Source organism: uncultured Clostridium sp., assembly GCF_947039605.1.
Taxonomy (GTDB): domain Bacteria; phylum Bacillota; class Clostridia; order Clostridiales; family Clostridiaceae; genus Sarcina.
Window position 1 is genome coordinate 1 of record NZ_CAMQZG010000035.1, and the last position, 14,788, is coordinate 14,788.

12 protein-coding genes are annotated in these 14,788 nt (G+C 29.0%); all 12 read left to right on the top strand.

What is annotated here, in order from left to right:
* Window positions 1-794: 794 nt before the first annotated feature.
* The gene (gene hydF / locus Q0V24_RS12465; RefSeq protein WP_297521977.1) at window positions 795-1,976 is read left to right on the top strand and encodes a [FeFe] hydrogenase H-cluster maturation GTPase HydF; all 1,182 of its coding nucleotides are present in this window, start codon (window positions 795-797) and stop codon (window positions 1,974-1,976) included.
* 27 nt (window positions 1,977-2,003) lie between these two features.
* Complete coding sequence (locus Q0V24_RS12470; protein WP_297521978.1) at window positions 2,004-3,746, top strand: ferredoxin hydrogenase; 1,743 nt, start codon at window positions 2,004-2,006, stop codon at window positions 3,744-3,746.
* Between the two features lie 152 nt (window positions 3,747-3,898).
* Entirely contained in the window at window positions 3,899-6,274 is a 2,376-nt protein-coding gene (locus Q0V24_RS12475) for a DUF11 domain-containing protein (protein WP_297521980.1), read from the top strand.
* 171 nt (window positions 6,275-6,445) lie between these two features.
* Entirely contained in the window at window positions 6,446-6,760 is a 315-nt protein-coding gene (locus Q0V24_RS12480; RefSeq protein WP_297521982.1) for a PadR family transcriptional regulator, read from the top strand.
* Window positions 6,761-8,029, top strand: coding sequence for a DUF2812 domain-containing protein (locus Q0V24_RS12485; RefSeq protein WP_297521984.1), 1,269 nt, complete (start codon window positions 6,761-6,763; stop codon window positions 8,027-8,029).
* A gap of 252 nt (window positions 8,030-8,281) precedes the next feature.
* Entirely contained in the window at window positions 8,282-9,349 is a 1,068-nt protein-coding gene (locus Q0V24_RS12490; protein WP_297521986.1) for an ABC transporter ATP-binding protein, read from the top strand.
* Window positions 9,350-10,648 carry an extracellular solute-binding protein gene (locus Q0V24_RS12495; RefSeq protein ID WP_297521988.1) on the top strand — a complete coding sequence of 433 codons (1,299 nt, stop codon included), beginning with the start codon at window positions 9,350-9,352 and terminating at the stop codon, window positions 10,646-10,648.
* An 82-nt stretch (window positions 10,649-10,730) separates the two neighbouring features.
* The gene (locus Q0V24_RS12500) at window positions 10,731-11,504 is read left to right on the top strand and encodes a carbohydrate ABC transporter permease (RefSeq protein ID WP_297521990.1); all 774 of its coding nucleotides are present in this window, start codon (window positions 10,731-10,733) and stop codon (window positions 11,502-11,504) included.
* 4 nt (window positions 11,505-11,508) lie between these two features.
* Window positions 11,509-12,339: a carbohydrate ABC transporter permease gene (locus Q0V24_RS12505; protein ID WP_297521992.1), complete on the top strand. Its 831-nt coding sequence runs from the start codon at window positions 11,509-11,511 to the stop codon at window positions 12,337-12,339.
* 4 nt (window positions 12,340-12,343) lie between these two features.
* Window positions 12,344-13,255 (top strand): prenyltransferase, encoded by a 912-nt coding sequence (locus tag Q0V24_RS12510; protein ID WP_297521994.1) that lies wholly within the window; start codon window positions 12,344-12,346, stop codon window positions 13,253-13,255.
* A gap of 15 nt (window positions 13,256-13,270) precedes the next feature.
* Window positions 13,271-14,092 (top strand): hypothetical protein, encoded by an 822-nt coding sequence (locus Q0V24_RS12515; RefSeq protein WP_297521996.1) that lies wholly within the window; start codon window positions 13,271-13,273, stop codon window positions 14,090-14,092.
* Between the two features lie 248 nt (window positions 14,093-14,340).
* Window positions 14,341-14,649, top strand: coding sequence for a hypothetical protein (locus Q0V24_RS12520; protein ID WP_297521998.1), 309 nt, complete (start codon window positions 14,341-14,343; stop codon window positions 14,647-14,649).
* Window positions 14,650-14,788 lie beyond the last annotated feature (139 nt).

The following is a 14,788-nucleotide window of genomic DNA, read 5'->3' on the forward strand; positions in this document are numbered from 1 at the left end:
TCTACACAGGCGAAGACACTCTTTCCCTACACGACGCTCTTCCGATCTAAGCTGGAATTGAAGATGTTGGTGGTGGTGCATTATTTGGGCTTGCTGATTATAGGTTTGAAGTATTAGGTCTTATGATGCACAATAATTATCTTGAAGATACTTATGGAGTTGGCTTCCACACAATTTCAGTTCCAAGACTTAGAAAAGCTAAGGGTGTATCTATGGAAAATTACCCAAATCTTTTAACAGATGAGCTGTTTAAAAGAGTTGTAGCAGTTCTTAGAATAGCAGTGCCTTATGTGGGTTTAATACTTTCAACAAGAGAAACTAAAGAGATGAGAAGAGAAGTTTTAAGATATGGTGTTTCACAGGTATCGGCTGGTTCAAGTACAGGTGTTGGTGGATATAAGGATAGAGAAGAAAAAGGTCATGATGATAAGCAATTTGAAACATCAGATGAGAGAAGTCCACTTCAAGTTATAAAAGGACTTTTAGATGATGGATATATCCCAAGTTATTGCACAGCTTGTTATAGAACAGGAAGAACTGGTGATAGATTTATGGAACTTGCTAAAAGTGGTGAGATTCAAAATGTTTGTGAGCCTAATGCTATTACAACTTTAGTTGAGTATGCACTTGATTATGGTGATGATGAGTTTAAAGAGAAAGCAATGAGAGTAGCACTTGAAGTTACAGCTAATATTAAGAATGAAAGAACAAAGAAAATAGTAGAGAAAAATATTGAAAAATTAAAAAGTGGTGTAAGAGATTTATTCTTATAATTTCTATGGGAGGATATTAATTTGAATAATGTTACAAATGGAAATAGAAAACACATAGCTATTTTTGGTAATGTCAATGTAGGTAAGTCATCTTTAATGAATTACCTTACAGGGCAGGAAGTTTCTATAGTTTCAAGTAAGAGGGGAACTACAACAGATTCTGTAAAAAAGGCTATGGAAATTTTAGGAACAGGGGCAATACTATTAACAGATACAGCTGGGATTAATGATAATACTGTGCTTGGTATAAAAAGAGTTGAAAAAGCAATAGAGACTCTTAAAAGTACAGACCTTGCTATATATGTTATAGATTCAAGCGATTTAGATTTAGAATCGTTTGCGAAATGGAGAATAGAGGCTAAAAAGTATAATGTTAAATTTAAAGTAGTTATAAGCAAAAGTGATTTATTAAATGAGGAAGATAAAAAGCAGATAGAGAAAAATATCAAAGGTAGTATATTTATTTCAGTTAAGAATAAAAGTGGAATTGAGGATTTACTTGATGAAATAAATAAGGCTTTAAAAGAGGATGAAGATAAAAGTCTTATAGGTGATTTATTAGAACAAGGATCAACAGTTGTTTTAGTAGTGCCAATAGACTCAGAGGCTCCAAAGGGAAGATTAATACTTCCACAGGTTCAGCTTATAAGAGATTGTCTTGATAATGGAATTAAGAGTTATGTAGTAAGAGATACAGAACTAGAAGAGGCACTTACTGACCTTAAAAAAGTTGATTTAGTAGTAACTGATTCACAGGCTTTTAAAAAGGTTAGTCAGATAGTGCCAAAAGATATAAAGCTTACAAGCTTTTCTATACTTTTTGCAAGACAAAAAGGTGATTTAGATAAATTTATAGAGGGTGCTAGTGCACTTAAAAACCTTAAAGTAGGAAGTAAGGTTTTGATTGCAGAGAGTTGTACGCATAATAGTTCTCATGAGGATATAGGTAAAGTTAAAATTCCTAGAATGTTAGAAAAATATGTTGGTGGAAAATTGAATTTTAGTTTTTCAATGGGGAATGATTTTAAAGATAACATAGAAGATTTTGATTTAGTTATCCATTGTGGTGCTTGTATGATAAATAGAAAAACTGTTATAAATAGAATTAATTTATGCGATGAAAAAAGTGTACCTATAACGAACTATGGAATTGTTATAGCATTTTTAACAGGAATCTTAGATAGAGCTGTTAAAAGTTTATAATTTATGCTAATAGGGAGGCCGGAAATAATGCAAAAGATGATAATAAATGATAGACAAGTAGAATTTGAAGAGGGAAAAACTATACTTGAAGTAGCGAGAAGTATAGGGGTGGAAATTCCAACACTTTGTGCTTTAAAAGATGATGTATGTAATCTTGGTAGATGTGGAATTTGTGTTGTTGAAGTTGAAGGGATGAAAATGCTACCTAGAGCTTGTATTATTAAAGCTAAAGATGGAATGGTAGTAAATACACAGAGCGAGGCTACAATTGCAAAAAGAAATGAAATGCTTCAAAATACATTAGATACACATGAATTTAAGTGTGGACCATGCTCAAGAAGACTTAATTGTGAGTTATTAGATATTTCAAAGCAATTTAAAATATTTCCAAAGAAAAAGTTCGAAACCAATGATAGACAAGCTTTAATAGATGATAGAAGTGAATCTCTTGTTATTGATAGGGCTAAATGTATTAAATGTAATAGATGCGTTAGTGCATGTAAAGTTAGAACTACAACTGAATCAATAGTTTTTGAAAAAAATGAAGCTGGGGAAAGAATTATCTCACCTAAAGGTGGAAAATGCTTTGATCATTTAGGGTGTCTTTTATGTGGTCAATGTTTAATAGCATGTCCTGTTAATTGTCTTCAAGAAAAAAGTCATATAGATAAAGTAAAAGAAGCGTTGGCTGATGAAAGTAAACATGTTATAGTTGCAATGGCACCTGCTGCAAGAACTTCTATGGGTGAATTATTTGGAATGGGTTATGGAGTTGATACAACTGGAAAGCTTTATAGTGCATTTAGAAAACTTGGATTTGATAAAGTATTTGATATGAATTTTGGTGCAGATATGACAATAATGGAAGAAACAACAGAGTTTCTAAAAAGGGTTGATAATAATGGACCATTTCCAATGATGACTTCATGTTGTCCAAGTTGGGTAAGACTTGTAGAAAATCATCATCCAGAATTTATAAATAATTTATCAAGTGCAAAATCACCACAACAAGAATTTGGAGCAGCAAGTAAAACTTATTATCCAAAACTTGTAGGCCTTAATCCAAAAGATATTTTCACAGTAACTATAATGCCTTGTATTTCTAAAAAATATGAAGCTAGTAGAGATGAGATGGAAAGTGACGGAATAAGAGACATAGATGCAGTTTTAACAGTTAGAGAACTTGCAAGTCTCATAAAAGCAGAGAAAATAGATTTTGTAAATCTTGAAGATGGAATTTCAGACCCAGCTATGGGTGAATATACAGGGGCAGGGGCTATATTTGGAGCAACGGGTGGAGTTATGGAAGCAGCGCTTAGGACTGCTAAAGATTTTGTAGAGAGAAAAGACCTTGAAAATATAGAATATAAAGCTTTAAGAGGAACTGCGGATATTAAAGAGGCTATTGTAAATATTGGTAATATAGATTATAAAATCGCTGTAATAAATGGAGCATCCTCATTCTTTAAATTTGTGCAAGAGGGTAAAATGAATGAGGGTTATCACTTTATAGAGGTAATGTCTTGTACAGGTGGGTGTGTAAATGGTGGTGGACAGCCACATGTTAAGGCAAAAGATAGAGAAAAGATGGATATAAGAAAAATTAGAGCATCTGTTTTATATAATCAAGACCTTAAAAAGCTACCTAAAAGAAAATCACATCAAAACAAATCATTACAAAAAATGTATGTAAACTTTATGGGAGTTCCAGGTGGGGAACTTGCAGAGAAACTTCTTCATACAAGTTATATAGATAGAAAAAATAAATAATCTTATAGTAGAGCTAAGAAATTAAATTTCTTAGTTCTTTTTATCTTTATTTGATTAATAGAAAAAAGAACTAAGAAAATAATGATGATAAGAATGGCAAAAAAATAGGAGATTCATATTATAAATGAGAAGTTATAAACGGAGGGATAAAATTGGTAGCAAAAGCAGAAATTATTTTAACAGGGAGTAATGAATGGTGGCAAAATCAAGATCAATTTTTTGTAATTGAACGTCCAGATGGAAGCTTTTATAAAGTAGATAATAAGAGTGGAAATAGAAATATTATTAAGTTGCCTAATTTAGATCAGGTTGGATTATATAAAACCCACCATGTTGTAAACGATCCAGGAGATGTAGAGGATTTAGCATATAAACTTCCAAGTAAGTATCCTATACCAATAGATGTAGCGGTAGCAACATCACCAAGGATAAGAACTTTTTTTGTGAAACAATTTGATATAAATACTCATGTAAAATTAAACCTTGGACAATATTCATTTTCACAAAGACCTATAGTGAAAATTAATTCTACAATTATTCAGGATGATAGTTATTTTATTAATAGTTTTATACCAAATCAAACAGCGAATATAATTAATGGAGAAAATGGTAAAACAGGTTTAAGAACAACATCAAAATTAACAACACCATTTGCGGGAGGTGTTACTTTTGAACCAATAAATGGACTTTTACTAGGAGTTAAAAAAGGAGGCAGTGGACATATAAGTGCAATTGATGCTAGTAACAAAGGTGATTCAAGCCATTCTTTTAGTCTTGTAGATTCAAATGGAATAAATAATGGTGTAGGATATGGGATAACAAATGATAATAAAGGGTTTGTTTATGTGAAAAATGCTTCAACAAATGGGGCAATATTAACAAAATATGATTTTAGAGACCAAACAAGTCCTAACTGGCTAAAACCTGTTAAAAACTTAGATTCCAATAAATTATTAAATTCAGGTTTTGGAGTAGCATTAGAAATTTATCAAAATGATGTAGCTGCCGATATGGATTATTACAAGGGTTTTATATATCACCATGGACTAAATCGTATTTATAAGATAAATCCAAGTACAGGAGAGTCACAGATGCTTAGTTATAGAACATCTTATACAACTTATTTAAGTGAATCTTTAGTTATAAGAGATGGAATAGCATATGTCAAAGCAAGAATATTTCCTGCAAATAATAAAGCAGCCTATTATGCAGTGCCTATTGAACCATTTATTGATAAAAGTGTAATTGATGCTATTTTAATTGATAATGACACTAATATACATCATAGTGGCGACTTTTATGAGGCTGGGAGAATATCAGATAGTGAATTACTTAAAAATACAGATAGATTAAGTGCTAATAATGATGAAGAAATAAAATATAATATAAATTTGAAAAATACATCAGTAGATGAGATGTTGGATATTAGTGTGCAAGAAAAAATACTGATGGGGACTTCTTTTCGTCAAAATAGTTTGTATGTAAATGGGATAGTTAATAATGGAGATTTAACACAAGGAATAAATATTCCGAGTTTAGAGAGAGGGAGAACACTTGGAATACAATTTAGTCTTAATGCTAATAGACCATTAACAGAAGAGGAATTAGTTGGTGAGACTAATATAAAATATAGTCTGAGAGGAAGAATAGGAAGTGTAAGTAATATTTTAGTAGAACCTAGCTTTAAAAATGGTGGGCTAATACAAGAAGTAGATAAAGAAGTAGTATTTATAGAACAATCTATTTTGTATACAACTAAAATAACTAATACTGGGAATGTAGAAGCAGTTGATATAATATTTATAGATACGTTTCAAAAAGAATTAGAATTTGTAAGTGGAACATTAAAAATTGATGACCATGAGGTAGTAGATGGAGATTTGAAAAAGGGTATTTTAATTGAAAGCATAGGAGTTAATCAAAGTAAAGTAGTTACTTTTGAATTATTAGTTAAAGCTATGCCAAGTAGTGGGATGATAGTTGGAAAATCAGTAATAAGATATAATTATATAAAAAGTACAGAAAAAATAACGGAAAGAAAAATATCTAATATCACTAATGTGGTTGTAATGGAAGCTACAAATGATGCTAGTTTAATTGCTTCAACTAAAAGTATTAATAATGCTAATCCATTAGTTGGAAGTAATTTAAGTTGCAGTGTGATTTTGCAAAATAATGGAAAAATAAAAGCAACTGATATTATGGTTAAAGATATTTTACGAGAAGGACTTGAGTATATTCAAAATAGTGCAAAGTTAGATGATATTTTAATAGATGGTGATATAATAAATGGTTTCCAAGTTGGTGAAATTGAACCTTTAAGTAATAAGGTCTTAATATTTGAATTCTTAGTAGTAAAAATACCAAAAACTAATCCATTTGAAAATATAGTTACTTTAACTTATAAGAGTGAGATGGCTAGTAAAACAAATAAAATTATTGGAGAGGTTTTAATGATAGAAGTACAAGGGGAGGCGGTGGCAATGACTAGAATTTTTGATCGCTGGCATAAAATTAATAGAAATTAAATTTGCAAATTATAACCCCATGTAGTATGAACTTTTTTATGGAATAGGTTATCCTACATGGGGTTTATTGTAATAAAATAGAAACTTATATTAATAAGTTTGGTGGTATATTTGATACATAAATATCGATAATCGATATACAAAGTTTACCAAAAAAAGGTGGTGAGTTTTTTGGCTAGAGAACAACTTCAAAATCTTACAGAGCCAATGTATTATATCCTATTGTGTCTTACACAAGAAATGTGTGGTGTGGATATTATGCAAGGAGTGAAATTTGTTTCTAAGGGAAGAATTAAGGTAGGGCCAGGGACACTTTATGCTCTTCTTGGAAGATTTGAAAAAGATGGAATTATAGTTGAAACTAAGGTTGTCTTAAGAAAAAAGAGTTATATTATAACAGATAAAGGTAAAGAAATTTTAAAAGAAGAATTTGAAAGGTTACAAAGGCTTATAGTAGATGGAAATGACATTTTAGGAGGACTTTAGATGAGAATAGGGAAATATAAATTTGTTTTATATCAATTTGTACCATATGAATATAAGACATTTGAGGATTATTTATCAAAAATGGCATCAAAGGGATGGCTTTTAGTATCTTTCAACACTTTATATGTAAAGTTTAAAAAGATAGAACCAATGAAACTTAAATATAATGTTGATATAATGGAAAGTCATAAAGGTTTTGATGCAAGGGAATATAAAGATTTTTGCAAAGCAAGTGGTTGGAATCATGTTTGTACTAGCAATAAGATACAGGTTTATTCAAATACAGATATGGATGCAACAGAAATTGAAACAGATGATGAAACTAAGTTTAAAAAAATTAATAAGCCTAGTTTTAAACAGACAATTCTTGTAACTCTTATATTAGCTTTTGGACTTTGGATGGTTCTTGGGATAAATGCAGACTCAGGAAATGCTGCTTATCTTTCAGAAGTACCAATGTTAGTAGGCATTACAGTAGTAGGTTTAATTGTTATAAGTTATGCAATTTTATCTTGTACATATTTAATTTGGTTGATTTCATCTAAAAAATGCCTTAAACTTGGGATACCTATAAATTATGCAAGTATGCCATATACAAAGTTTAGAATAGTAATTACTAATATTACATATATTTTAGTAGTTTTAAGTATAATAATTTTACTATTCAATAAAAATATAGCACAGAGAAATATGTATTTAATACTATTAACTGAAATGATATGTATAAATATAATTACATATAAATTAAAAAATAGAAAAAGCATAAAGAGAAAGAAAATTATGATTACAGTTGGTATTTTAGCGATTATTATGATTATTATAGTTGTGGGATATGTATCTACTATAGCAAGTTTTAATAGTAGAACACCTACAAAGAAAATGATTAATATGCAGCCATTAAATATAAGTGATTTTAAAAATGCAAATATAAATCCTAATGAGGTAGACATTGTTAACACAAGTAGCCCAGTTGCAGAATATACACTTTATATTGATAATAATTTTATGTATGAATTATTTGAAAGTAAGTATAAATGGGCTGTGAATTACAATATGAAAAAGATAATGGATACTGCAAAAAAATATCATCAAGCAATTTCTAAAATAAATTTAGGAGTGCCAAGTCAAGTACAAGTTTACTTTAATCATAAGCAAGGAAGTTATATATTTGAATCAAAAGATAAAGTATTAGAAATTCAGGGTATTTCAGGTATATCAGCTCAAAAACTTGCAAGTGTTGTTTATAATAAGGTATTTAAAGCAAGTTAGAAAAGGTATAAAATATAGAATATTATTTAAAATTAACAAAATTAATATTCCATTAAAATACTCATTTAAAAAATAGAATAATTAGGATAAACAAAGGAATCCCCTTTTCAATTTAATGTACAAATTGAAAAGGGGATTTTTTACATATCTTTGATATAAGAAAAGGTTATTAAGCATAAGTTTTTCTTATTAGCAGTTTTATATATATTACTTTAATATGATTATTGAAGCTAGATGAAAAGAGGTGTTTAAGTGGGGAAATATGTTGAGTTTTTGGATGTTAGCAAGAAGTTTGGTGAAGCGTTAATTTTAGATACTATAAATTTTTCTATTGATAAGGGAGAGTTTATAGTTGTGTTAGGTCCTAGTGGAAGTGGAAAATCTACTCTTTTAGAGATTCTTTGTGGTTTTGAAAAAGAAACTTCTGGTGATATTAAACTTGATGGGGAGTTTTTAGGGAATAAACCATCAAAAGATAGAAACATTTCAATGGTTTTTCAAAGTTATGCACTTATGCCACATTTGAGTGTTTTTGATAATGTAGCTTTTGGTATGAAAATTAGAAAAGAAAGTAAAAGCTTAATTGAAGAAAAGGTTTCTGTAGCCTTAAAGATTTTAGAGTTAACAGAACATAAAAATAAAAAGCCTAAAGAATTATCAGGTGGGCAAAGGCAAAGAGTTGCAATTGCTAGGGCTATTGTTCGGGAACCTAAAATTTTTTTAATGGACGAGCCATTATCAAATCTTGATTATAAGCTTAGAATGAGTTCTGCAAGAGAAATTGTAAGTCTTAATAAAAAACTTAATGCTACTACAATATATGTAACACATGATGAGGAAGAGGCTCTTACTATGGCTAATAGAATAGTAATTTTAGATAAGGGTAAAATTCAGCAAATAGGAACACCAAAGGATATATACATAAATCCTAAAAGTATTTTTGTAGCAGAATTTATAGGAAAGCCTAAAATTAATATTTTTACTGCAAAGCTTAATAATAAAGCATTATATTTTGGATTTAGTTTTAAGCTAAATCTTGATGATAAATTTAAAGATTTAAAAGATGATGATTATTACATAGGTATTAGACCAGAAAATATAAAAATAGATGAGAATGGTGATATAGAAGGTATTATTAAGTCTATTGAGTATATAGCTGGTGAATATATTTTAGAGATTGAAGTTAAATCAACTATTCTAAAATTAAAGACATATGAAAATGAAAGATACAATATTGAAGATAAGATAAGCTTTGATATTGATTTAAATAAGATAAATATATTTGATAAAAAAACTAAGATGAACATGGGGGAAAACTAAATGAAAAAAAGATTAATTAGTGTATTAATTTTAGCACCAATATTATTTGTAGGTTGTGGGGCAGATGCAAAAGCACCAGAAGTAGTACAAAATAAAGAAAGTGAAGTTTCAGGAACTATTACAGTAGTTACAGATAGAACGGATAAAGAGGCAGAAATTCTTTTTGATGAGATGGAAGAAAAGTTTAAAGCTAAGTATCCAGAGGTTGAGGATATAGTTTTTGAATCATCAAATGATTATGATGAGCATATTAGAACAAGAATGAACACTAAAGATTATGGTGATGTTCTGATGGTACCATTTAGTATGAATGCAAATTCTGCTGATTATGTAGATTATTTTGAGCCAATCGGTAATATTGATGAGCTTGAAGAAAAATATATGGATGTGACAGAGGCAGACCATGATGGTATTGCTTATGGGATACCAGTAGCGCTTAATTCTCTTGGAATTATATATAATGAAAGAGTATTTAAAGAAGCTGGAATTGAAAAAATGCCTATAAATCAAGATGAGTTTATAGCTGCATGTAAAAAGATTAAAGAAAAGACAAAAGCAGTACCATTTTACACAAATTATAACAGCACAGTTGGAGTGTGGGGTGGTGCATTAAGTTCATATGGTGGAGAAGATTTTAAAGAAGATACTTTAGAAGTTGGAACTGCATTTAAAGATGGACAACCAATTAAGGAAGTTTTAGATTTATTCTATGATTTATCAAAAAATGGATTGATAGAAGAAGACCCTATAACAGGTGATTATGGTAAATCACTTCAAATGATAGGTAGTGGTGAGGCTGCAATGATTATGATGGGTTCACAAGAACTTGCACAGATTAGAGAAACAGTGACTAATGGTGATGAAATTAATATAGCATCATTCCCAGTTCAGTATGAAGGAGAAACAAGCATAGCTTTTGGAGCACCAGCAGTTCTTGGGATAAATAAAAATAGTGAAAATAAGGCTACTGCAAAGGCATTTATGGAGCTTATGCTTTCAAAAGAAAGTGGGTATGCACAGGATTTAGCAGGATTATCACCAGTTCTTTCTGACCTTACAGAGGAAGAAAAGAAAATATTTGATGATAATAATGTTATCTTAACAGCACCAGAAACAGATCCAAAAGTAGAAAAGCTTTATGGTGAAATTGCAAATGAAGTTGGAGTTGCAAGACTTAATACAGCTATTCAAAAAGTAATTAACATAGGTATGTATCCAGACCAACATGAGAGTTATGATGAATATATAGTTAGTTTAGAGAGCAACTGGGCTAAGGCTGTTAAAGAATATGATAAATAGAAGTTACTTTAAGGAAAGGAAGATAATATTTATCTTCCTTTTTGTTCCTATAATATTATTATTTTTGTTTGGAATTTTACCAATGATAGCACTTTTTTCATATAGTTTTACTTCATGGAATGGAATTTCTACTACAAAAGAATTTATAGGATTTGATAATTATATAAAAATTTTAACTGATGAAAAATATATAGAAGTTTTTAAAAACTGTATTTATTATTTTGCCTCAGGAATATTTCAAATGCTACTAGGGTTTACTCTTGCTTGTATTTTATCATTTAAAACTAAATTTAAAGGTATATTTAAGTCTATTATAATATTACCGATACTTATAAGTGGTGTAGCCATATCTCTTATGTTTAGAGTCTTTTTTGCCCCAAATGGAACATTAGATTTTATTTTTACGTTATTTGGAATGGAAGAACATATAAGATATTGGATTGGGGATCCTAGAATAGTTAATTTTAGCTTAGCATTTATTTCTCTTTGGAGGTTTACTGCAATGAGTTTTATATTGTATTTTACAGCTATTCAATCTATTCCAAGAGATTATTTTAAAGCTGCTATGATAGAGGGTTCGGGAAGTTTTGATATTGTTAGGTATGTAATAATTCCAAGTATAGGGAAGGTTATAAAGCTAAATTCTACAATGCTTATAATTGGTGCTATATCAGTATTTGATATTCCTATGATAATGACTGATGGCTCTAATGGGACAAGTACATTTTTAGTGGAAACTATGAAAACTGCATTTGAGAGTAAAAGAATAGGACTTGCAGCTAGTATGGCTATTATTGTGAGTATAGTTATTATAATTGCAACAGTTATTCAAAGAAAGATGCAAAAGGAGGAATAGAACTATGAAATTTAAAGGTAATAGTAAAAAGTTTTTTAAATATTTTTTATTAATTAGTTGGTGTATTATAGTTTTTCTTCCTCTTATAACAGTTTTAATAGGCTCATTTAAAACTTATGAAGAATTTAATAGTACGCATGGAATGGCTATGCCAAGTAATTTTAGTTTTGAAAATTATAAAGCTGCTTTTATAGATGGAAAGATGTTACAAGGTTTTTTTAATACTTTTATTTTAATTTTATTTGGAGTTACAGGTAGCGTAATAGTTGGTTCAATGGTTGCTTTTATACTTAGTAGATTTAATTTTAAGTTTAAAAAAATTATAATGATATGCTATCTTTTAGTATCTATAATTCCAATGGAAGTATCACAAGTTGCAACATTTAAGATAATAAATAATTTAGGCTTATATAATACTAGACTTTCAGCTATTATTTTATATATTTCAGCTGATATTGTTATGATTTATATTTATCTTCAAATGCTTGATAAGATTCCAAAGGAAATAGATAAAGCTGTTATTTTAGAAGGAGGAAGTGCTTTTTATTTATATAGGAAAGTTATATTTCCTCTTTTAAAACCAGCAACAGCAACAGTTATAATGCTAAAAACTATAAGTATATATAATGATTTTTACATTCCATTTTTATATATGCCAGATAAAAAGTTAAATACAGTAGCAACAACCTTATTTAACTTTTCAGGACCAGCTAAAATTGAATGGAATATAATATGTGCAGCAATTATTATTAGCATGATTCCAATGATAATTTTATTTGTATTTTTGCAAAAGAAAATTGTAAGCGGAATAACAGATGCAGCTATAAAGGGGTGATTAAATGAATTTTCTTAAAAGAATATATACAGTTATGGAAATAAGGACAGGCTTTGCAACAGGGCTACCAGTTCTTAGTGCAGGACTATTTGGAGCATATATAAATGGTAGTTTAAATATAGTGTTACTTATTTTAATGTTTATATCAGGTTTTAGCTTTAACATAGCAAGTAATGTTGCGGCAGAAATAAAAGGCTTTTTAAAAAATGAAGATACAGATGAAGTATTGACAGGACATAAAGGAAGCGAAGGGCTTGCAAGAGGGGATGCATCAATTGGGGATGCAATAATAGCACTTATGTTAAGTTTCATTTTAGGAACTATTTCAGGAGTTGTAATAGTTATTTTAACTCAAAGAGTAGAAATCCTTTTAATAGGAATACTAAGTGCTATTGCAGCCATAGCTTATTCACTTGGGCCAAAGCCATATTCTAATTATCCAGTGGGAGAAGTGATTTCAGGTCTTTTTGTTGGTGGGGTATCAAGTATTGTATCAGCATATATTCAGATAGGGAAATTAGATATAGGTATTATTTTATATTCAGTTATAACTATTATGATGACTGTATTTTTAATGTCAGTGAATAATACAACGGATTATAATAAAGATATGGGGAAAAGAGTTACACTACCTCATATTATAGGGTTTAGAAAATCAATAGAAATAATAATACCAGAGGCTCTATTAATGATAGTAGCATTTATGGGATTATATTATTTAGGATATATAAAAATTTATATGTTAATTATAGGGTTAGTTATTTTTTATCATTCATTTTATTTAAAATGGTATAAAAATTACTATAAAGTGAAAGAACATTATCCTTTAATGGGGAAAGACTTTGGACCAAAGCCACTTATATTAATTTATAATTTTAATTTAATAATGGCAGTAGTATTCTTAATTAATATTTAGGTTAGGAGAGATAAAATGAAGTTACATATTATAAAGAAAAATCCACTTTCAGTTTCGGTTATAATGGCAGATAAACTTGGGATATTTAAAAAAAATGGTATAAATGTTGACTTAACAGTTCAAGAAGATTTTAAGTTTGCAGGAGAAAATCCTTATATAAGTGGAAAGTCAGATGCAATAATGGGTGATTTAACATTTTTCTTTTATTTTTTAGAAAAAGGAAAAAAATCAGTATTAACATCAAATCTTACAAGAACAATACATCTTATAGCAAGAAAAGGACTCTCACAAAAAAGAGATGGTTTAGTAGTAGGAGCAAGTAGAGCGGGAATGCTTAAATTATTTTTAGAGAATGACTTAAAAGATGTTTTAATTAATACAAAAATAGTTTGGATTAATAACACTTACGATAGAATAGAAGCTTTTAATAAAGGTGAAATAGATGCACTTGTTGCAATAGAACCTTTTATAGATGAGCTTAAAGAACAAGGTGGAGAAATAATTTATAGTACTAGAGAGAGTAAAGAAAAGATGGTTATGTGGTGCTTTGATGAAAAGTTTTATAATGAAAATGAAGAAAAGGTTAGACTTTTTCATAAATCATTAGAAGAAGCACAGAAGCTATTTAATAATATGACTGAAGAGGGGAAATATAATGTTGGAAAGGATATTATAAAGTATGATGAAATATCAGCTCAAAGATTAAAAAAATTTGTATTTGAAAAATCTAGCAGTGTTAGGAAAGAAGATTTTGATAAATGCGTGAAGTGGATGAATAAGAATAGAGAAATAACTAAACTATATGATAGTGATAAGTTGATCAAAGAAATATTTTAAGGAAAAAGCATCTAAGTAATTAGGTGCTTTTTTTATGAAAAGTGTGAAAGATAATTGGTGATTAAAAATAAGGTAATAGTGGGTTAAAAGAACTAAGAGTGTGAAGTTTTCGTTATTTTTTTTGTTAATGTATTTTATATAATAAAGATTATGATACAATAAAAGGGAAACTTAGGTAATATAACTTTAAAAGGAATATAACATCTATTTTTTGATAGACAAAATTAAGATAGAGGGGGGAGTCAGATATGGCACTTTTAGAAATGCATCATTATGACCACCATACAACAGAACTTCTAGCAAGGACTAAAGGTATCAAAAGAAGTGAGTTAAAACCAACACATAAGATACTTGTAGAGCTTCCTAGTCAGGTTTATGGACAAGATGGATTTGAAATAGTAGAAGGGTACTTAAAATTAGAGTGTAGACTTGATATATCATGTTTTGATGATATAAAAAAAGTTATAATTGATATATTAAAGTACAATGAAACAGCAAAAAAATATAAAATAGCATTTGTAACTGATACAATTGTTGAAAGAGCAAAGAATAGATAATTCTTTAGGTGGAGATAGCAAAGAGCTATCTCCATTTTTTATATAAAGAAATTATTAAGTATTGTTAATTATTTATTACTAAATATAGATATTAGGAAAGTTCATGATACTATTAAAGTATATTTAAAGTAAAGTATAA